We start from the raw sequence: 19,905 nt of genomic DNA, 5'->3' as shown, positions 1-19,905 counted from the left end.
ATCCGATTGAAAAATATTAGTTGTTGCTTGTAAGAATAAAACAAAAATCCACTTGCTTTTATTCCAAATTCCATCTATAATAACCATGTCTCAATTAAAAGGGGCATTAGCTCAGCTGGGAGAGCGCTACACTGGCAGTGTAGAGGTCAGCGGTTCGAGCCCGCTATGCTCCATATCGAAAGTAAAACGGTAGGAAAACGTTGATATAACGGGATTCCTACCGTTTTTTTGTTTTTGTTGATTTAAGGGATGACTCAGAATGGGCATTGTGCAGGGGTGCAGTCCTATCAACGACAAGGTTGCGGTTTTCTCTTCGATGACTTAATTGAAATGGAGGCGTTGACTTTGTCCGCAAATAGATCGGGTAAACGAGTGAAAAAGGAACGTACTTTACGAAAAACTTCTACTAATCTCGATGTCTATTCGTACAGTTCCGCGTGATAAAGAGATTGGAAGGTCGTGCAGAATCTACAATCGGGCAGTCCAAAGGAAAGGCATCTCCGTTTTAAGGACACATTGAAATGCTCCAGATTATCTAAATGACGAGAATCTAAATATAAAGGGGTTCTTGGTAGTGGATTTTTTACAGCTATCTGTGGTGACTTTAACACTCTTCAAAGTTTTTAGAGACATACACCCACACAAGCCTTTGTGAATATATAAGAAATTGTAATAAAAATTACAAAAAAAGGAGAAAAATTAAATGTATAAAAATTTTTACATTTATCCTAATGTTTATTCAAATATATATCAAAACCCTTACTGTTATCCTAGACAATATTCATATTATATGTATGAAAATCGACCAATGGAAGATTATTATATTAGAGTTCCAAAATTTGCAGATCTGATCGGCAAATATTATACTACTTCAAAACCTGTCACTCTTCCTACGGGTTATACAATTCCAGCTAAAACACGAATTTTTATTCATAATGTTATGATTACCTCTACAGGTCAAGAACTAGTTACAATCGTAGCTCCTGTTAAAAAAGATGGAACGATCGTGAATGAATCAATTAAAGATATACCAGCAAATCAACTATAAAAGTTATGTTTAAGGGATAAAATTATTTAGGAAGTGAAATCAGTTGAAAGACTATAACCTTTGCCTTAGACAAAAAACCGGAAAATTAATGGTGTTTGTATTTGAAGGTAACAAAGCTAAACCAATTCATGGTGCAACAGTAACAATTACAGGAAACAACCAAAGTATAACACTTGAAACAAATGCATCTGGCCAAACAAAATCAGTTGAATTGCCTGCTCAAGAGCCTTATTCATCATATACTGTTAATGTGTCAGCCAACGGATACAATTCAATAAAAGTTGATGGAGTGCAAGTTTTTCCAAATACTTCAGGCATACAAGAGATCCCAATGACTATCCAGAGAGGGAGAAATGATAGACAACATTACACTATCCCAGAACATAAGTTAGCCCAACCCGAACCTATAAAACCTCCTATAGATCCACTTGCTATTCCTGATCCACAACCACAATCTTCTTCCAGTCGTCCTGATAGCCCTCCCATAGGCCTATTGATACCTGAATATATTATTGTACACTGTGGAGCGCCCAAAGATTATTCTGCACCCAAATATTTAGTTAAATTTACAGATTACATTACAAAAGTGGCTTGTGGTGAAATTTTCTCAAGTTGGCATTCGGAAGCTTTAAAGGCTAATATTCTTTGTATTACTTCTTATACATTAAACAAGATATTTACTCAATATTATGAAGGGAAATTTGACATTACATGTCTAATTCAGTTTGATCATAAATTTGACCCACTACAAACTACTTTTAAAGAAATAATTGAAGTAGTTGATACTATATTTAATCAATATATTAAACATCCTGATCCTAATAAAATACAACCATTTTTAGCTGAATACCGTGCTTATCCAACATCTTGCCGATTAGGACAATATAAAAGTCAAGAACTTGCAAAACAAGGATATGAACATCTAGCTATTCTTAAATATTTTTATGAAAAGCAGGGCTGTTATAGTTCAATAAAAATAGCGCATAGCCCTGGCGTAATTTTTCAAGGCCGTCCTACACCTCCTCCAGAACAAATTTTGAAAGAAAGAACATCTGGTTCTGATGTACGTGAAATTCAAGTCTATCTAAATGAAATTGCTAAACAATATACCCAAATTCCTAAAATGAAAGTGGATGGTAAATTTGGATCAGCAACTAAAAATGCTGTTAAAGAGTTTCAAAGAATATTTATCATACCGGAAACTGGGGTTGTAGACTTGCGAACTTGGTACAAAATGGCTAACCTTTACTTTTCTATATTAAAATACAAAAAATTAAATGGCTTAACCTAATATAAAACAACGCATATTTTTTAAAATTAGTATTAAAGGAGTTGACTGTCTAATGTATTACATTAACCCTTATGAGTACACCCGATATTATTACACTAGGTTTATTCCTCGCAGACTCGTGAACCCTGATAAAATAATAAATTTAGTCGGTTTTTATGTTGATATAGAGTTAGATAGCGGTCAAAAAATTTGTAATGCTAAACTTGCTTATGTTTCTCCAGAGCTGGATGAGACACAAGCAATTTATGGAGATGTAACATACACAATTTACAGTGGTGGTCAACTTCACACATTTTATACGAATACAAAAAATATGATTCAAATTAGTCAATCTGGAGTTCCAGGAGCAGTTTGCTCTTAACCATGAGAAGGCGCGGGTCTAAGTTTTATTCTTGGTCATGTTATTGGAACCTAACCTTTTTTGGTGAAATAAGGATTTGGCTTTTTTTTATTTGAAGATATCGAATCTACAAAGTATATAAGTGATATTTTGTGAAACTCTTATACTATAAGATGAGATTGCATGATACGATTACTGGCATTTCATTAACTATAAAGGAAGGTGAAAATAAATGGGTCATCCTAATTTATATACTAGACAGTCTACTGGAAAACTAATGGTCTTTGTATTTGAGGGAGATAAAGTAAAACCAATTATTGGATCTACAGTAACAATTAAGGGACACGATCAAAATATAAAACTCCAAACAAATGAATCAGGTCAAACTAATCCAGTCGAATTACCAGCTGTAGAGCCATATTCTGAGTATTCAGTCACTGTTTCAGCAAGTGGATATCATTTCATAAAAGTTGATAGTGTTCAAGTTGTTCCAAATACTACAGGAATACAAGAGATACAAATGACTCCTAATATTTTAAGAGAGGAATATCGTCCTTCAGAAGAATACAAAATCCCTCAGCATAAGTTAACTCAGCCAGAAGCTATAAAACACACGATAGATCCATTAGCTATTCCAGATCCACAACCACATTTACAACCTCGGCCCGAAGGTCTTCCTATAGGAATTTTAATACCTGAATATATTATTGTACACTGTGGTGCACCACAAGAAACCGCACCAACATATAAAGTTAAATTTACAGATTATATAACAAAAGTGGCTTGCGGTGAAATGTTTTCTAATTGGCATCCAGAAGCTATAAAAGCTAATATTATTTGTATTGTTTCTTACACCTTGAATAAAGTATTTACTGAACCATATGTAGGGTTTGATGTTACATGTCTAACTCAATTTGATCTTAAATACAATCATGTTCAAACAACTTATAAACGAATAATAGAAATAGTAGATACTATATTTAATCAATATATTAAACATCCAGATCCTAATAAAATGCAACCGTTATTAGCAGAATATCGTGCTCATTATACAAGAAAAAAACCTTGTAAACTAGGTCAATTTAAAAGCCAAGAACTTGCTAAACAAGGATATAATTATTCAGAGATACTTAACTATTTTTATGATCTATGTTATGGGTCAATAAAAATGACATCAGCTGTAGGTGTGGTTTTCCAAGGAAAACCTACTCCTCCTCAACAAAGAATTTTAAAAGAAGGATTATCAGGTTCTGATGTATGTGAAATTCAGATGATGTTAAACGAGATTTCTAAAAGTTATAGAAAAATATCTAAAATTGAAGAGGATGGTCAATTTGGAAAGACCACAGCAGAAGCTGTAAAAGCTTTTCAACAAATATTTATCATCCCTAAGGATGGAATTGTAGATTTCCGTACATGGTATAAACTATCTAATCTTTACTATTCTATATTAGAATACAGATAATATATTTTATACTGTAAAGGATTAAGAAAGAATGTTTGTCGATATGAGTCCAAAGATTTTCAGTAGACTAGCCTAATAAAACGAATTGGGTGAGTCAAAAGGAACAGATATTGAAGAAAAACAGAAGCTTATTCATGGAGATTTTTAACTTGAATGTTTTTTATATCAAATTAATAAACCAGTTTTTTTCTATTGCGGTCCCTGGACAAGATTTAGGCGGTTTTCCATTGATTAAGCACTCTCGATGAAAGATAATTACTGCACCTTTTTCATGAAAGTAACGGGTGACAGTTATTGCACTTTCCAGCTGTTTACCCTTTAGCTGATCAGAACCTTTGTCGAAATTCCCAATCATTTCAAACATAAAGGGATGTTCACTATTGTTTCCATTATAACCTCTTGCAGATGCTGGTGTTTTATTGATGTCACGTCCTGTCATCACTTTACCATCCGGAAAGATGGTAATATGTTGAGCAATTTCAGCCAATTTTTTCTTCATATGATATTCTCTCATTCCATCTTGTAATTTTCTATGGTTATTTCCTTTAAAGTCCTTATGAGTGGGAATGTAAGTATGATGAACATGTACTTTGTTGATTTTCGATGTAATTTTTATTTTTTTTAGCCAATTGATAAACTCCTCTGATTGATTAAACAAAATTCCATATTCCCAATTTGGCATAGCAATCCCCTTCTCTTTTTAAAGATATGTTAAGACTCTTTTAACCTTGAATTAAACCTTATTTGAGTTTCCCTATTCATGTCTGGAGGATTTAACCATATTTATAAAACTGATCTGTATCTTATAGTGGATTCAATCAACCCAATATAAAGAGCAGAGAAGCTCTGATTTCGCTCGGTGGATTGGATTAAAATGTTAGCATCTTTCTTATCGGAACGGTGAATGTATATGATGTCTGAACCTAAAAAAGAACAAAGGCCATTACACTAAAAAATTCGATGATTGGAGTGTAAGAGTTGTCAAAGGAATCTGCTGCTTACAACAGGCAACGATGAGTTGATTAATGAAATAGGAGATGTTTTACACCAACAGAGGTAGATATCGGATTTGAGAATCAGAGAGAGCGGTTTATTCCATTGGAGGACAAGGCGTAAGCGATAAAAAAGAGAGAACGAAGATTCCGAAGAGAAAATGATTACAGGTTGAAAGTGAAGAGAGACCTACAAATTTTTGATTGAAAAAGGTTAACCCAAACAAAGAGAGGAGACTCTCGCCACTTAATGTAATGCATCATCCCTTTTATCAATATACAAATTGCCGTCCTTTTGGACTTCGGCATAAAAGACATCTGAAACTGAATGGATTCCGGATGATTGTAATTGTTGCTGTAACCATTGTGTATCGAGGTTTAATTTTTCGAGATTCGACTTATTGATTGTACCGTCAGTTATAACTTGAGTGGAAGTAGGGTATACGTTGAATGTAGTCTGTGGTACACCCATATCGGATATTGTTAGAGGCTGTTTAAGTTCCTTTTTCAAAACTGATAATTCGCCGTCTGTTTCCATTATGGCATAATCAACTTCAGAAACAGAAAATGCATTTTTCTTTCTTAATAAAGCATTTAAGGCGTCAATATCTAATCGTACTTTTCGTAGTTCATCCTCCATAATTTTACCTTTTTTTATAAGAATTCTTGGTTGCCCTTCCATTAGTACACGAGCTTTTTTAGAATTGATATCTAGAAATCCTAAAGCGATTGTAATGATACTCCAACCTACTAACGCTATTAAACCATTGCGAATACTGAGAGTTGAATCAATTGCAAGGGAAGCTCCAATCGTACCGATTGCAATACCGGAAACAAAATTAAAAAAAGTCATTTGTGTCAGTTCTTTTCTACCCATAAGTCTTGTGAGAATTAATAAAGTTACAAAAGCTATCATAATTCTTAGCGATAACTCAAATATTGACATTGTTCCATACTCCTATTTTTGAAATTATTTTTAGTTTTCCAAAAAATAATAATATAATTCATCCCAATAATGAATAGAAGTTTAGGCTATTTGGTTGTTTGAATCCAATGAGGCTGTTAAATCATATAAAAGAACGTGATATAAATCTGTGAACTGACATACATACTGAGTCAATAATTGATGATTTTTTTTAGTTTTAGGTGAGATATTCACCAGCTAGGATGTGTTTATGGACTATTTTGGGGTTGTATTTAGTTGGATCTTATAAGCTTTGACAATGCCAAGACACTCAACTGATCAAGGTCTCAACGGCTCTCACTTTTCAAAAGGGTTCACTTGACAAAAAAATCATTTTATGCTATAATTTACATTTATACATTGTGAGTATATAATAGGGTTCTCCTGGCCAGGGGAATCCTATTTTTTGTGAATAAAGGAGTAGTGGTGTATGAAAAAAGGTGAATCCAGTTTAACTTCATTAATCTCTGCTTTTGCTAGAGCTTATCATAGCCAATTTGACCATCCTAAGATTTTTATTGATCATCTAGCTCAAGATTTAATATCACCAAAAGAATTTGCTGAGATCAGAGCTAATTTGATTCAAGGTGTCAAGATCTTCAACAAAGATATTGTGCAAAAGTTAAACGGAGATCAAGACGAAATTTTAAAGTGGATCACTCAGATTCAACTTTCTCCAATTACGTTAGCACGTGCTGCTTATTGTGAAAAAGTTGTCCTGCATGAAGTTTTGCTAGGTCTAAAACAATATGTCATACTGGGAGCCGGGTTAGACACTTTTTGTTTCAGACATCCAGAACTAAGCAGTACTTTAGAGATTTTTGAGATTGATTATCCAGCTACACAGGAAAATAAAAAGACGAGGCTTGGACAAGTTCATGATCAAATTCCAGACCATCTTCATTTGGTACCAATGGACTTTACTAAAACGTTTTCCTATCAGAGTTTACTCGCTAATGGATTTGATCTGAACAAAAAAACGTTGTTTAGCCTTTTAGGTGTTTCTTATTATTTAACAAAAGAGGAAAATCTCAGACTGATTAAGAGTGTCATGGCGAAGGTTCCTTCGGGAAGTTCGATCATTATCGACTATGCTGACGAAAACCTGTTTGCGGAAAAAGGTTCTTTTAATAGAGTAGAAAATATGGTGAAAATGGCTGCTGCAAGTGGTGAACCTATGAAATCATGTTTTTCTTATGATGAAATGGAGAAGTTGCTGGAAGAAGCCGGAATGTTGATTTATGAGCATTTAACACCGGCTAAAATGAATGATCTATATTTTCGTAATCGCCAGGATTACTTATCAGCATTTGAAACGATTCATTACATTCATGCTGTTGTACGTTAACAACAATACTAAAACCCGTTGTAAAATCAGGCAGCGGGTTTTAGTTTGAAGAAAAAAGGTAACTATTGTAAAATTGATGTTAAGTCAAAAAAGGAGCTGAGCTGAATGTGGCAAAGACATATGGCAGTAGCTGAGAACGTTTACATAGCGGAAACATCATCATTTGTTACCGAAAGAAGGAAACAAATTCAAATTGATTACGGAGGAATACCCGGTGACTTACATTTTGGTCTAACAAAGACGGCCGGAGCTCGCGAGCCAATGTATAAAAAAGGAACCGAGATTTTTAATAGACGACAGATTTCAATCGTCTCAGTTGAAGAATGTTTAGAAATTGCGGAAAAGTTAAAAATTCCTGCTGTTTTGCCGGAGTGGCTTGGAGCTAATCTTGCTTTAAGTGGACTGCCTCAGTTGACTTCTTTGAGGGAAGGAAGCAGATTGGTCTTTCCAAGTGGTGCGTCTCTTTTATCTGAAGGTGAAAATGAACCGTGCAGCCAGCCGGGTGAGGTCATTCAAAACCAGTTTCCAGATCAATCAAAGCTCGCTTCCAGGTTTGTTCGCCATGCTTTCGGTAAAAGGGGTATCGTTTGTGTTGTTGAACGACCGGGTTCTATTTCTCAAGGAGATCTGGTGGAGGTATGGTCATATACACCAAATGTTGTGAAAGATACTAGGTTCGGAGCTGTCTAAAAGTTATGCATCAGGGGGGAATTGGAAGGCCCCTCAGGAGCATGGAACGTGCTCCGAGGAGGCTCGCGGATCGCCCGCGGAAAGCGAGCAAATTCCTAGATTTTTTCTTTAAGATAACTTTTGTTTAATTTCCCGAATCTGATGAAGATGGCGTATTTCATGGTGGCCGATAAAATCAATCCACTGGCTGACGGTTAGTTCTTCAAAAATGGGATGAGGCAGTACCTTTTGGAAATCTTTTTTATCGAAAGCTGAGATCACTGAATTTAGCTGTGTTCTGACATGATCCAACTCATTTTTGATTGCCTCTCCATCAATCGTTTTACTTTCAGGCTCAACAAAAGAAGGTGCTTTTCGTTTAGAACGTCTATCTTCCGAGTTTTTAACTGGTTTTTCTTCGATTGGTTTGATCGGTGCATCAGGAACTTGTTCTTTAAACAGTTGAAGCGCTACTAAATCGATTTTTTTCAAGTGATCAAGCACTTCTTGAATACTCCATTCTTCTAGTGCAGGTCTTTTATTCAAATCTTGATTTGACAGACCTTGAATTTCGCTCCAAAGTTCTTTTCTCGCTTCATGAAAAATGCTGCTCATCAATATCCCCTCCTGTTTTCATTTTATCATAATGCAAAGAAGAGAAGGGGCAGGGCATAGTATTACCCGGTCAGAATGTCTTCGCTTGAATAGCGAAGGTTGTCCTGCTGCGGTTTTGCTAGTGAAAAAGCCAATGTTAAAGGCCCTAACTTACCTAAAAACATAATAAAAACAATCAAAACTTTTCCGATTGTCGAAAGATCGGCCGTCATTCCCATTGATAATCCAACTGTACCAAAGGCAGAAACCACTTCAAATAAGATTTTTAAAAATCGTTCTGGTTCTGTTATGTTTAACATGAAAACCGTTAATAAAATAAATAAAATACTAATGGTCGAGATCGCCAAAGAGCGGATGATCAATTTATCTTTAATCGTTTTACGGGCAATTGAAATATGACTTTGCCCTTTTAAGAACGAGCGAACGGAGAGAAGAATGACTAAAAATGTTGTCAGTTTAATTCCTCCACCAGTTGAACCGCTTCCAGCCCCGACAAACATTAATAATAACATGAGTGTAAGTGTGCTATCATGTAAGCTCCCAATATCTAAAGTGTTAAATCCAGCTGTTCTTGGTGTTACAGCTTGAAAATAGGACCCCCACAATTTTCCGTTTAATGAAAATGAACCAATCGTCTTTTGATTATGGTATTCAAGTGAGAAAATGATCATCATGGCTAATAAATTAATGATCACCGTTCCGATGATCATTAATTTTGAATGCAGGCTTAAGCTTTTGAAACGTCGCTTATGCCATAAATCAGATAATACCGTAAACCCTAATCCACCGATGATAAACAATCCAGTAATCACAATATTGACAAGCGGGTCACTTTCATAGCGCATAAGATTATCACGCCATAAAGAAAAACCAGCATTATTAAAAGCTGATATAGAATGAAATACACTATGAAATAGACCGGTTCTAAAGCCGTATTCAGGAACCCATTTGAAGGCTAAAATCATCATCGCCATCATTTCAATTGTAAAAGAATATATAAATAAGTTTTTGATTAATTTAATGACACCACCTAATGAAGTCTGATTAAGCGATTGTTGGATCAGGATTCTTTCTTTCAAGCCAATTTTTTTTCCGAGCATAATATAAATAAGTACAGCAAAAGACATAATTCCTAAGCCGCCAACCTGGATCAGAAAGAGAATGATGATTTGACCGAATAAAGTATAATCTGTTGCTGTATCAACAACAGTTAAACCTGTGACGGTCATGGCTGATGTTGCCGTAAATAATGCATCTACCCAACTTACGTTTTCTAGTGTTGCAATCGGCACTTTCAAGAGGAGAGTTCCTAACAAAATAAAAAATAAGAACACAAGTACAAGCAATTGAGATGGGTTTAATTGAATCAATTTAAACTTCATCTTTAATCTCCCTTTTTTTCAAACGTTTCAATGTCCTTATTTCGCCCAATGACAATTAAAATATCGTTTTTATAAATGATGTCTTCTGCACTTGGTGCAACAGTAAAGTGATCCTGTCGTTTAATCCCAACGATATTGCATCCATAATGGGCACGTACATCTATTTCGCCTAGGCTTTTCCCATCTAGCTTGTCTGTCGCAACAATCTCAACAATACCGTAATTTGGTGAAAGCTCAACATAATCAATCATTTTTTCTGAAGTAATATGACTGGCAATTCGTTTCGCCATATCTTTTTCAGGATGGATGATTTTGTTGACACCAATTTTATGAAGGACTTTTTGATGATAATCATTTTGTGCTTTTGTCCACACTTGTGAGACCCCCATTTCAATTAGTAACAGTGAGGTTAAAATGCTGGCCTCAATATCATCGCCTAACGAAACAAACGCATGGTCAATGTTTCGGATTCCGATTTGTTTTAACGTGTTTTCATCAACAGCATTGGCACAAACAGTATATGTAGCATAGGCTGAATATTCGTTCACTTTCTCTTCTGATTTATCGATTCCAATCACTTCTGTTCCTTTTTGATGAAATGCCTTTACAAGACTTCCGCCGAACTGACCGAGCCCGAAAACGGCATATGATTTCTGCATCCTGCTCATCCTTTAGGTTGTTTTTTTTGTTAGTGTAGACATTTTTTTCTGAAAAACACGTATGGATTTTATTTTGAGGTGGGGTAAAAAGAAGGAAAGGCGGGGAGTCAGCAAAGTGAGCCGCCTGATTCACGAATGTCTATGTCATGACTGGCCGCAGTGACTGCAGCAATTCGCAATCCGTTGATCATGATGTCAAGACTGAGGCTTGGTTCTTTTTTATCAGTCGTTTGTTCAGGTAGGAATGGAATATGGATAAATCCGCCTTTAATCATTGATTGAGATCGATCAATGAAATGCATTAACTGATAAAATAAATGGTTGCATACAAAAGTTCCAGCAGAATGAGAGATAGACGCCGGAATACCATGCTCTCTCAGCTGTTTTACAATTCGTTTAATGGGAAGGGATGACCAGTAAGCATTTGGCGCATGGTCAGAAATTTGTTCATCAACGGGCTTCTGGCCATCATTATCAGGGATACGAGCATCATCAATATTAATCGCGACACGCTCCGGTGTGATATGTGGTCTTCCGCCAGCTTGTCCGACACAAATCACAACATCAGGACAATGCTTTTGGATCGCTTTTTCCAAGACAAGGGCTGATTGATGAAAAACGGTCGGAACTTGTTCAGCAATAATGGAAATCTCATTTATTGTCTCTCCGTGAAGGTGTTTAACTGTTTCCCATGATGGATTGATCGATTCGCCACCAAAAGGATCAAAACCTGTTAGCAGTACTTTCTTTTTCATAAAACCACTCCTTTCATTATGGAATTCGCCACATTTATTAACAAATCCTATATTGTCATCTTCCAAAAATAATGAGAGAAAAAAGCAAAAATGACACCGAACGGAATAGAGGAGATCATTGTTGTCCCGTTAACCAATCCGTCAGCTTCACTGATTTTCAAAGCTTCCCTGTACCCTATTAAAAAATGGAAGATAGATAAAAGATAACATAACAGCATCATATAGTAAGGGTTCACTTTTATACCTCCTCTTCTAAAGCTTTACTATATTACATTCAATAGAGATAAAGATTATGCCTTATAACGAAAATAGAATGAAATATTATAGATAAAATAATTCCATTATAATCAAAAGATAAGGTATGTACTGTAAAAAGGAGTCGGGCATTTTGCGGGTTCTGTTCTACCGGGAGAGGCTGATAATTCGTGTTATCAGGTCATCGAAATACCATTTTCAGAAAGCTTGGTCAAGTGGGGAAGGGGGATCGGTTAATTGTGGAGGCGGCTTACGGAACTTTCACGTACAAAGTGAAAAAAGTTCGGATTGTTGATGCGGATGATCGAACAGTTATTGTTCCAAAGCTGAGAGCAACGTTAACTGTTTCAACCTGTTATCCGTTTGATTTCATCGGTTCAGCACCGAAACGTTATGTATTGGTAGCTAATTTAATAGAATCATAAAAAAAACAGCGGGCAACCCGCTGTTTTTTGCGTTATCGTTGTTGCAAAAGTCTCGGCGCTGTCAGTAGCAATAAGCCCGAGACAACTGCGCAAACAACAAAAGATGGAAGCATATATGTTCCATTATAAATAAATGAATAAAGCCATACAGGTGTCCCTTTAGGTGCATATTCACCAAAAAAGACGACACCACTAATCAGGTGGGCAAGAAACTTTAAAAAGCTCCCGCAAAAGACACCAATTGCTACATATGTCATCACTTTTTTTGTCCGTTTTTCCAATGAAGCTTTTCGAATGAGTCCTGCGAACAGCCCGCTCATTCCTATGACAGTGCAGGCGATAAAATAATCAAGAAAAACTTGAATAGGTTGGTAAACGTGCAGGTTTGCAGTAACAAATTGCATAATCCCGGTTAAAAATCCGGTTGTCAATCCTGCCTTCACCCCTCGTCTAAAAGAAATCAAAAAGATTGGAATCATCATGATTGCAATCGAGCCGCCTTGGGGCATTTTTAAAAACATTCCAGAAATCGTATCCAAAATAATGGCGATTCCTGTCATCATTGCAATTTCAATCAGCTGTACAAGTTGTTTTGAATGATTCATAGTTCCCCTCACTTTTGATGAACAACAAGGGAAAATAAAAAAGCAGTGCGGGGGAAGGTGCATAAGTTTCCACGCACTGCTTTTTATGCAGAGGTATATATCACTTTGCCACATCCCTACGCTAGCGTTAACTAACAGGTTCAAAGGGTCAGAACAATGTTCACTCTCAGCCTGAAGGCTCCCCTTGTGGTCATCATATATTTAATTATATTTCACTATACTAGAAAAAAATACAGTCGACAAGTCATTTTGCAAAGTTTTAAAGGCTTACCAAAAACATAATATAATATGTAGAAGTTAATTTTAGTATGTTGTTATATTTGAGAAAGACATAATGAATCTATTTCCGTTTTCAGACACCATCTGGCTACCATTTAGGGGTATCATGATTCTGGGCATGAAACGAACGGCCCACCGTCAAACACGGACCGCTCGCAATTGAAACGCCCTAGGCTTGAATCAATGCCCAATCAAATTCGGCGTCTACTGACGCTATTGAAACACCAACGTGCGGCAAACAGATGGCTCAATGGCACAACAAGTAACCCATACACCGCGGCCACAACTACAGCCCCAATCTCATCAGGCCTTTGGAGCAAGACAACGACGCCCACGAGTCCAACCCCAGCAAGCAATTCCTTGGCAACGCGGCTTTGGAGAATCTGTACCCATGATTGGCCTGCCACCCGTAGCGGGAAGTCACGCTTAGCCTGTAGCATTGCGGTAATCATCGCACTGATCGCTGCAGCGACAGTGAAAGCAATAACCAATGCAATCAGCGCAAGATTTAGCAACCACACAACATATGCTGCGAACTGCGCCTGAAGAATTCCTTCTTCGGCCACATAGACAACCTTCAGTTCACCTTTGATACCACGATCGCGCAACGCCTTCACATCAAGACCATGTTTCTTTAACAATTGTTGTGTAGGAGTTACGCCGGTGAACATGATGTTGCTACCCGAAACCATAGATGTCAAGGTAGAATCGTTATAGGTGTCGTATAGCGAAGGTACGACAACGACGAGAACATCGTCCGCAAAGTGTAGCCTTTCGCCGCCGCCTCCTTGGGCGACCGGCAGCTGGAACCCGTCGACCGGCCGCAAGAACTTGAACTTTGCGAACCGATTATCGGAAAGTTTTTTCCTCGACAAAAGCTCAGCCTCTTCTCGAATCATTTTGACAAGCCCATCTGGAATGCTGTGGTTAGGTACAGATGTAACAGCTTTTTGTGGTGTATCCGTGGTTACCAGGTCGAGCCAACGCTGGTTTACAAAAGAGATGGCCGAGTACTTTCCAAAATCGACTGGCATTTGCATGTCTTTAGTGTATGTGTAGGAAAGAGCGACTTTATTAAGCGATTCAGCATCTTTTACCAGCTTACCAATCCGAGGTTCCATGTGTTTCATCTCGTTAACGTCTGTTGCGAACACAATAGCGACCTGGTCTGAGAGTTTCTTCCACTGCGCCATCTCAGCAGCCATTGCGGATGAGTGTTTGTATGCAGACCAAGCAGGCCCAGCTGCAGCCACCACAAGGAGGAACGTTAGAGCCTGGATCACGATCGCAGCCGAACGGAGGCTCTTGATCGCCGGTTGTCTGGTAGCGAGCATAGTAGCACTTGGCCATGCAGAGGCTGACATAATAAGCGCAGCGAGCAGGGATACGGCGATGACGGCAACCTGTAGGCTTACCAACGCCTTGAGGAAGGTGCCGACGTACACCCAGCCATGAAACAAACCTACATACCCCGCTGCAGCCAATGCTACGACGCCGGCTGAAAACAGTAGCGCACCCCCGAAACCGGCTAGATCCTGTACCTGGATACGCACGGTCGGGCAACCACCAAGAACCCGGAGGGCTCGCCCTCTCGCCTTCAGTGACAACCAGAACAGTGCTAGCGTTGCAATTAGCGCAAACGCAGCAAGAAGGGCGGCAGTAAATCCTCTTTCCCGCACCACAAATTCAAGGCTGTTAAAAATTGAAGCTTCCCCGCGGTCAACCTTCACACCTGCACTTTTCAGCGTGTCTTCGAATTCGCCCAAGTGAGTGCTTTCGCCGGTTACGAGATAGAACCCATCTGGATAGGAGGTGGTTAGTCGTTCTTTGCCGACAATTTTCCCTACACCTTCGCCACCGAACCAAGTAAATTCGGCGGGAAGATTTCCATCGTTAAGTGCTACGAATATTTGACCATCGCCGTCGTTAGCTAAGTCAGGCGCTACCTTTACCAGCCCTAGATCCCAGCGCGCATCAAGTTCCTCCAGCTTCTTAAACGCTTCAGTGATGGAAAAATTCGATTCACTGAAGTTGAGGCTAACCCTGTTCTCGACACCAATGGACTGAGGATAGTCTCGATCATATAGGTCGGTAATGATCGCCGCCAGTAGAGCGAGTAAAGCAAATAACGCGCCCGCGACAGCTGCTACAATACGCTTATACACGATTGAGTCCTCCAGAACTATTTGAAACTCGCCATACTAGGCCCCGGGTATCGCTGCGGCCTAGCGTAATGGCCTTGATTAGCGAATCATGTTTTTCCATATCGTTCCTCCTCATTCATGCGACTATTTTTGTCAATATTTTTACTCTTCAACTAATATGTAACCGCTACCTACTATTCCGAAGGCCCCATGATGTACAGCCGGCCAACGTGGTCAGCGTCAGGTTCGGATTGACGATATACGCAAGCTAGCCTTGCACACAAGCGACAGGCAGTATTTACACCGAATAGCTGTGCAGAAGTCAGCCTTAGCGCTTCACCAGATGCACAGGAATCCCAAAGCCGTCGCGGCGGCTGAGTAAATCGGAGATGTTGTCACGCTCGGATTTCGAACCATATCTGACCATGATCAGCCCTCGATTCTGGTCATCGGGACACGGCTTGCCTACTTCAATATCAATGCCACCATCACTAAGCGATTTGATCTCCTCGGCGAGGTCTTGATGTCTGGTGAGTGCCGCATTGGCCTCTGCTACAGTTGGGAGCTTGTCACACGATGGATACGTGTCCCTTGATAATGGGATCCAACCGTTTAGGAGCGCAGCTGCCCCCACTACCAGCAGTAAGCCAACAACAACACCGATCATGATTTTAGAGGATGATTTCATGAGGACCCTCCTAAGCTAGTAGGATCGCTATTCGCCGAGTGATGTGACGCACTGTTGGAACCAACCTTATGCTTGGCTCCACACGCGTCGATCATTTCAGAATCGTGCGTCGACACAATGACGGTACGGCCGCGCGCGGCGAAGTCTGCAAACAAATCGATGACCATTCGTCTATTAGCTGTGTCGAGTGAGGCGGTGGGCTCATCGACGAATAGGAATGCAGCGTCCTTATAGATGGCACGAGCCAGTGCGAGTCGCTGCTTCTCACCTCCACTCAGGTGACTGGCCAATTCACCTTCTCGACCTTGGAGACCTGTCTGCTCAAGCACCTGTGCCAACCTTTCTTGGTTTCCTGTGACACGTCGTCCCAGGACGGTCGCCTGCATGGTTACATTGAAGGCGACCGTCTCCTCATCCATAATGCCGTAATCCTGAAGTATGAACGCCGCTTGATCACGCCAGAACCTGCGCCGTGCCGTAGTGCCGTAGTTTGTGACATCGTCTCCGTTGATCAAAATGCGTCCCTTATCCACAGGCAGTAACAGCCCGAGACAGTGCAAGAGCGTGGTCTTTCCACATCCACTTGGACCAACGAGGGCTGTCATGATCCCAGGCGTACAACGAACGGTTTCATCGTCCAGCACGGACCGCCCACCAATTGCTACTGAAATGCCTTGGGCTTCAATCAACATCTGCACCTCCGATCAAATTTGATGTCTACTGAGGACATCTTCAACACAGCGAATGTCGCCTTGATTGTTTGGTTTAAGGTTTTCCTCATTTGCCTATAAAAAACGGGGGTCATTTTATTTGATTCCTCCTCATTCATTTGACTATTTTTACTCTTTTCGCTAATTTATCATCGTTCCCTTCCATATTAGTACGGAAGCGGTTTTTTCTTGTCCTTGTTGGTGGTGCCGTGACATACTTATTTGTTCTTTGTCACAAGCATCAATTCCTTTTTTTATCAATACAATAATCTCATTTGTTCTTATAAGGAATTGAGAAACCTATCGTCGACTGGGAAACAATGAAATTGTTTCTTGTCGAACCGCCTGAATAATGAACTGTACTAATACCTTATAAGCTGGACACAATGTTGTGTTTTTCCTTCCCCCTTGTTCAGACTTTTACATCCTACTCCTTCCTATTAAAACTACGAACTAGATCTAGCAAAAGAATTCCTACTCAAAACTTGGTTTGGTGTTTTGGCAGGGCACTAAAAAGTATCTCCTTCCCATGCGATATATAGGAAGGAGAGCAACTATTAAGAACGTATGAAACTGTGCAGGGATCGCAGCAATAAAAATGACCAGCTAGTAAATGCTTCTGGGGAAAAATATTCTCGCACCGACATGGCAGGTGGGCAGTAAGACAAGATCATTTGACCTGGATGTTTTGATCTTTAAATTAAAGCAAATAATATAAGTTAACTTTTTTGACAAATGGAATGCGGAAAGTCTCGGTTATATAGGTCAGTGATGATCGTATGCTAACAGCAAAGTAGTAAAAAATGTCCCCACGCAGCCCGCTATAATCGCTTATACAAAAGCGGGACTTCCAAGGGCTTGCTGAACTCGCTATGTTAGGCCGCGGCGACTGCAACCGGTATCCCTTTGATTAGTTGGTACGGTAGTAGTAACGGCCCTTCAACCCCGGTGAATTTATAGTTCCGACATAGGCATTAGAGTAACGCCCCGGAGCTGTGTCTATGCTTCTATTGGTTTTTTCGACTTTGCCATCAATAAGCTTTTGCACCGTTGATCCGTGAATCTTCGTTGGATGATTGTACTCGGAACGGAGCCCAGCGTTTACAAATCCGTATTTCCATGTTCCCCCTTCAGATGGATATTGGTAGTGGTAGCCCGGATTCACCCAAGCATATGCAGGCAATGTGGCAGCCCCCATCAAAGCGATGGACATCCCCAACACAGCGAACGTAGCTTTGACTTTTCGAGTTAAGGGTTTTCTATTTTTCTTATACGAAAGATTTTTCATTATTTCATTCCTCCTCTTTCATTGTTTTGGACAATAATTTTACTCTTCAAGCAAATTTGTCAATGCCCACCTACCATGTCATTGCGGGAAAAATCTTTTCTTGTCCTTGTTAGTGATGCCGTGGTATGCCTAACTTCCTTTTGGCTAGAAGCGCAAATCCTTTTTAAACCAATTGCGAACCGCGATCCTTGCTGTCGGGCCACCACCTGTTCACTTTGACCGCAATGCTATCACTCAGCATTTTGATTTCCTAGGAGAGGCTTGATGGTTGGCATGCACCGCAGTGGTCTCTGCTACGGTCGCCAGTTAGTAGCGCGGACCAAGCCGATAGATGTGCAACTGCTCCAACTTTCAGCCATTGATTAGCAACACTGGACCATACCATTAAGGCTGGCTTCATTAGGGAGGAGTTTGTTTGAAGTAAGTATTTTCCTGTATGGGTACCATACCACTTTCCTCCGCGAAAACATTCTGTTCCGTTGTTTGTCCGAAGGAAACCCTCCAGATGGGTCACATATCGATTTTTGAAAAACAATCGATGAAATTGAGCGAGCATATGTGCATCGACGGCTCCAAATTGAAAACGAATGCCTCAGCACATAATGCAATGTCTCGGACATGAATGAAACAAGAAATTTAGAGTTTAGAAAACAAGTGTATTGCCAAAGATAAAGAACAGCTTTCTCTGTTCTCAGAGACGATCCGTCACAAAGTTCAATATCGTAACAATTGACTTGCTAAAAGCAAGGTGGTATTACAAGAATTGAAGAACGCAAACCTGAAGCAAAATCGAAAACACCGGACAAAGATCAAATCATTTTACGGATTCCCTTTCACATCATGGACATCAAGCCCAGGTTGTCTTTGCATACATTCAACAAATATACCGAAGGATCGATACGTCTGGAAACGAGAAACCGCTAACTAATTTTTCTAACCTCCTTATCTTCCATTAACTAAATTCATAATAATTGTAAATCTATACAAATTCAAGGTAACATATATAATATTAGAAAAAAATTCATATTTTCCTAGTTTTAAGTGATTATTTTTTATAACATAAAGTTCGCAAGTTTACATTCACTACGTCTCAAAATTAGCATTTGTTTTCTGCGTTGCAGAAGCACATTATAAGGATAGAACCAACAACGGTTACAATGCTCAAGTTTAATATTTTTGTCTAACTCGATTAATGGACCTATACTTTATATAGAAAAAACTTGATTTGATAAGGAATTTAAATTGAAGTAATATAAACAACTTAAACGTTTTGTCAATGAGCCTAAACAGCATCGAGTTTTAAACTTTCCTTATATATTCTTCTAGTTTAATAACCGCTTTAAGAAACCAACGATTTTCTTTTAAATACACATATTCAATTACTTGACGATTGATATGGCCAAGTGAATTATTTTAGATTAGTTACAACAGGCAAGTTTACCTTTAAATGTGTAAATGAGACATCTCATCACGACTAAGAAAAAGCTTTTAACTAGAATTATAGAGATTTTCTTGTATAGTAAGTGACTATTTACAAGATTAATTAGCCAAGATCAAAACAGCCTCTGTATTAAGAGGAAAAAGTTTCTTTTACTTTGATTATTATTTTTTTAAAAAAACTATTGTACAAATCATAAATAGATGGTATATTAATATTCGTCCTTAACAAGACGGCTTTATAAAAAAACGATTAAAAAAAGTATTGACATTGATTCTGATAGAATGTTATACTAATAAAGTCGCCTCTTTGAGAGGTGAAAATGATCTTTGAAAACTAAACAAGACAAAACGTACCTGTTAATTCAAGAAATACAAAGCACATTTAGTGCAAGTCAGGGCAGATGTCGTCACAAGTGACGAATTAATCTGCACTCCATTTTATGGAGAGTTTGATCCTGGCTCAGGACGAACGCTGGCGGCGTGCCTAATACATGCAAGTCGAGCGGACCATAGGGAGCTTGCTCCCGAAAGGTTAGCGGCGGA

18 protein-coding genes, 1 tRNA gene, 1 rRNA gene, 1 pseudogene and 1 riboswitch are annotated in these 19,905 nt (G+C 38.9%); of the genes and pseudogenes, 9 read left to right on the top strand and 12 right to left on the bottom strand.

Going from position 1 to position 19,905, the window contains the following annotated elements; all coding sequences use genetic code 11:
• Nucleotides 1–100: 100 nt before the first annotated feature.
• From PDT38_RS07350 to PDT38_RS07330, 5 genes are all read left to right on the top strand, one after another.
• Nucleotides 101–173: transfer RNA gene (locus PDT38_RS07350), tRNA-Ala, on the top strand.
• A gap of 530 nt (nucleotides 174–703) precedes the next feature.
• Entirely contained in the window at nucleotides 704–1,048 is a 345-nt protein-coding gene (locus PDT38_RS07345) for an NADH:ubiquinone oxidoreductase (RefSeq protein ID WP_270800219.1), read from the top strand.
• Between the two features lie 43 nt (nucleotides 1,049–1,091).
• A complete protein-coding gene (locus PDT38_RS07340) occupies nucleotides 1,092–2,339 on the top strand; it encodes a peptidoglycan-binding protein (RefSeq protein WP_270800218.1) in 1,248 nt (415 codons plus the stop codon).
• 52 nt (nucleotides 2,340–2,391) lie between these two features.
• The gene (locus PDT38_RS07335) at nucleotides 2,392–2,700 is read left to right on the top strand and encodes a hypothetical protein (protein WP_270800217.1); all 309 of its coding nucleotides are present in this window, start codon (nucleotides 2,392–2,394) and stop codon (nucleotides 2,698–2,700) included.
• A gap of 211 nt (nucleotides 2,701–2,911) precedes the next feature.
• Nucleotides 2,912–4,144, top strand: a complete 1,233-nt coding sequence (locus PDT38_RS07330) for a peptidoglycan-binding protein (RefSeq protein WP_270800215.1) — start codon at nucleotides 2,912–2,914, stop codon at nucleotides 4,142–4,144.
• Nucleotides 4,145–4,304: 160 nt separating this feature from the next.
• On the opposite strand, the gene PDT38_RS07325 is transcribed toward PDT38_RS07330, so the two are convergent.
• Nucleotides 4,305–4,826 carry a peptidoglycan recognition protein family protein gene (locus tag PDT38_RS07325; protein ID WP_270800213.1) on the bottom strand — a complete coding sequence of 174 codons (522 nt, stop codon included), beginning with the start codon at nucleotides 4,824–4,826 and terminating at the stop codon, nucleotides 4,305–4,307.
• Between the two features lie 557 nt (nucleotides 4,827–5,383).
• On the bottom strand, nucleotides 5,384–6,082 hold the full coding sequence (locus PDT38_RS07320; RefSeq protein WP_270800211.1) for a DUF421 domain-containing protein: 699 nt from the start codon (nucleotides 6,080–6,082) through the stop codon (nucleotides 5,384–5,386).
• A 448-nt stretch (nucleotides 6,083–6,530) separates the two neighbouring features.
• Between PDT38_RS07320 and PDT38_RS07315 the strand changes: the two genes are divergently transcribed.
• Both PDT38_RS07315 and PDT38_RS07310 read left to right on the top strand, forming a co-directional pair.
• Complete coding sequence (locus PDT38_RS07315) at nucleotides 6,531–7,448, top strand: class I SAM-dependent methyltransferase (protein WP_270800210.1); 918 nt, start codon at nucleotides 6,531–6,533, stop codon at nucleotides 7,446–7,448.
• 105 nt (nucleotides 7,449–7,553) lie between these two features.
• Nucleotides 7,554–8,138, top strand: coding sequence for an MOSC domain-containing protein (locus tag PDT38_RS07310; RefSeq protein WP_270800208.1), 585 nt, complete (start codon nucleotides 7,554–7,556; stop codon nucleotides 8,136–8,138).
• Nucleotides 8,139–8,246: 108 nt separating this feature from the next.
• On the opposite strand, the gene PDT38_RS07305 is transcribed toward PDT38_RS07310, so the two are convergent.
• The 5 genes from PDT38_RS07305 to PDT38_RS07285 form a co-directional block, all read right to left on the bottom strand.
• Entirely contained in the window at nucleotides 8,247–8,732 is a 486-nt protein-coding gene (locus tag PDT38_RS07305) for a DinB family protein (RefSeq protein ID WP_270800206.1), read from the bottom strand.
• 62 nt (nucleotides 8,733–8,794) lie between these two features.
• The gene (locus PDT38_RS07300; protein ID WP_270800203.1) at nucleotides 8,795–10,114 is read right to left on the bottom strand and encodes a TrkH family potassium uptake protein; all 1,320 of its coding nucleotides are present in this window, start codon (nucleotides 10,112–10,114) and stop codon (nucleotides 8,795–8,797) included.
• Between the two features lie 2 nt (nucleotides 10,115–10,116).
• On the bottom strand, nucleotides 10,117–10,773 hold the full coding sequence (locus PDT38_RS07295) for a potassium channel family protein (RefSeq protein WP_270800201.1): 657 nt from the start codon (nucleotides 10,771–10,773) through the stop codon (nucleotides 10,117–10,119).
• Nucleotides 10,774–10,880: 107 nt separating this feature from the next.
• Nucleotides 10,881–11,528, bottom strand: a complete 648-nt coding sequence (gene pcp, locus PDT38_RS07290) for a pyroglutamyl-peptidase I (protein WP_270800199.1) — start codon at nucleotides 11,526–11,528, stop codon at nucleotides 10,881–10,883.
• A 47-nt stretch (nucleotides 11,529–11,575) separates the two neighbouring features.
• Complete coding sequence (locus PDT38_RS07285; protein WP_270800197.1) at nucleotides 11,576–11,764, bottom strand: hypothetical protein; 189 nt, start codon at nucleotides 11,762–11,764, stop codon at nucleotides 11,576–11,578.
• A gap of 136 nt (nucleotides 11,765–11,900) precedes the next feature.
• On the opposite strand from PDT38_RS07285, the pseudogene PDT38_RS07280 reads away from it, so the two are divergent.
• Nucleotides 11,901–12,208 (top strand): annotated as a pseudogene (locus tag PDT38_RS07280) (sortase); the annotation flags it as partial.
• Nucleotides 12,209–12,240: 32 nt separating this feature from the next.
• On the opposite strand, the gene thiT reads toward PDT38_RS07280, so the two are convergent.
• From thiT to PDT38_RS07255, 5 genes are all read right to left on the bottom strand, one after another.
• On the bottom strand, nucleotides 12,241–12,813 hold the full coding sequence (gene thiT, locus PDT38_RS07275) for an energy-coupled thiamine transporter ThiT (protein WP_270800195.1): 573 nt from the start codon (nucleotides 12,811–12,813) through the stop codon (nucleotides 12,241–12,243).
• Between the two features lie 96 nt (nucleotides 12,814–12,909).
• Nucleotides 12,910–13,008: riboswitch (TPP riboswitch) on the bottom strand.
• Nucleotides 13,009–13,283: 275 nt separating this feature from the next.
• Nucleotides 13,284–15,257 (bottom strand): hypothetical protein, encoded by a 1,974-nt coding sequence (locus PDT38_RS07270; protein WP_270800194.1) that lies wholly within the window; start codon nucleotides 15,255–15,257, stop codon nucleotides 13,284–13,286.
• A 307-nt stretch (nucleotides 15,258–15,564) separates the two neighbouring features.
• Nucleotides 15,565–15,924: a hypothetical protein gene (locus tag PDT38_RS07265; RefSeq protein ID WP_270800193.1), complete on the bottom strand. Its 360-nt coding sequence runs from the start codon at nucleotides 15,922–15,924 to the stop codon at nucleotides 15,565–15,567.
• Nucleotides 15,921–16,616 carry an ABC transporter ATP-binding protein gene (locus PDT38_RS07260; RefSeq protein ID WP_270800192.1) on the bottom strand — a complete coding sequence of 232 codons (696 nt, stop codon included), beginning with the start codon at nucleotides 16,614–16,616 and terminating at the stop codon, nucleotides 15,921–15,923. The genes PDT38_RS07265 and PDT38_RS07260 overlap by 4 nt, the downstream gene beginning before the upstream one ends.
• Before the next feature lie 928 nt (nucleotides 16,617–17,544).
• Nucleotides 17,545–17,922: a lactococcin 972 family bacteriocin gene (locus PDT38_RS07255; protein ID WP_270800190.1), complete on the bottom strand. Its 378-nt coding sequence runs from the start codon at nucleotides 17,920–17,922 to the stop codon at nucleotides 17,545–17,547.
• 1,877 nt (nucleotides 17,923–19,799) lie between these two features.
• Between PDT38_RS07255 and PDT38_RS07250 the strand changes: the two genes are divergently transcribed.
• Nucleotides 19,800–19,905: ribosomal RNA gene (locus tag PDT38_RS07250) — 16S ribosomal RNA — on the top strand; the annotation flags it as partial.

The sequence above is a fragment of the Bacillus changyiensis genome (assembly GCF_027706145.1).
Taxonomy (GTDB): Bacteria; Bacillota; Bacilli; order Bacillales; family Bacillaceae; genus Bacillus; species Bacillus changyiensis.
This window is presented reverse-complemented; position numbering and strand designations above follow the sequence as displayed.

Coding starts and splice junctions, on each gene's coding strand:
- PDT38_RS07345 (WP_270800219.1), top strand. CDS start 704: ATGTATAAAAATTTTTACATTTATCCTAATGTTTATTCAAATATATAT.
- PDT38_RS07335 (WP_270800217.1), top strand. CDS start 2,392: ATGTATTACATTAACCCTTATGAGTACACCCGATATTATTACACTAGG.
- PDT38_RS07330 (WP_270800215.1), top strand. CDS start 2,912: ATGGGTCATCCTAATTTATATACTAGACAGTCTACTGGAAAACTAATG.
- PDT38_RS07325 (WP_270800213.1), bottom strand. CDS start 4,826: ATGCCAAATTGGGAATATGGAATTTTGTTTAATCAATCAGAGGAGTTT.
- PDT38_RS07320 (WP_270800211.1), bottom strand. CDS start 6,082: ATGTCAATATTTGAGTTATCGCTAAGAATTATGATAGCTTTTGTAACT.
- PDT38_RS07315 (WP_270800210.1), top strand. CDS start 6,531: ATGAAAAAAGGTGAATCCAGTTTAACTTCATTAATCTCTGCTTTTGCT.
- PDT38_RS07310 (WP_270800208.1), top strand. CDS start 7,554: ATGTGGCAAAGACATATGGCAGTAGCTGAGAACGTTTACATAGCGGAA.
- PDT38_RS07305 (WP_270800206.1), bottom strand. CDS start 8,732: ATGAGCAGCATTTTTCATGAAGCGAGAAAAGAACTTTGGAGCGAAATT.
- PDT38_RS07300 (WP_270800203.1), bottom strand. CDS start 10,114: ATGAAGTTTAAATTGATTCAATTAAACCCATCTCAATTGCTTGTACTT.
- PDT38_RS07295 (WP_270800201.1), bottom strand. CDS start 10,773: ATGCAGAAATCATATGCCGTTTTCGGGCTCGGTCAGTTCGGCGGAAGT.
- pcp (WP_270800199.1), bottom strand. CDS start 11,528: ATGAAAAAGAAAGTACTGCTAACAGGTTTTGATCCTTTTGGTGGCGAA.
- thiT (WP_270800195.1), bottom strand. CDS start 12,813: ATGAATCATTCAAAACAACTTGTACAGCTGATTGAAATTGCAATGATG.
- PDT38_RS07265 (WP_270800193.1), bottom strand. CDS start 15,924: ATGAAATCATCCTCTAAAATCATGATCGGTGTTGTTGTTGGCTTACTG.
- PDT38_RS07260 (WP_270800192.1), bottom strand. CDS start 16,616: ATGTTGATTGAAGCCCAAGGCATTTCAGTAGCAATTGGTGGGCGGTCC.
- PDT38_RS07255 (WP_270800190.1), bottom strand. CDS start 17,922: ATGAAAAATCTTTCGTATAAGAAAAATAGAAAACCCTTAACTCGAAAA.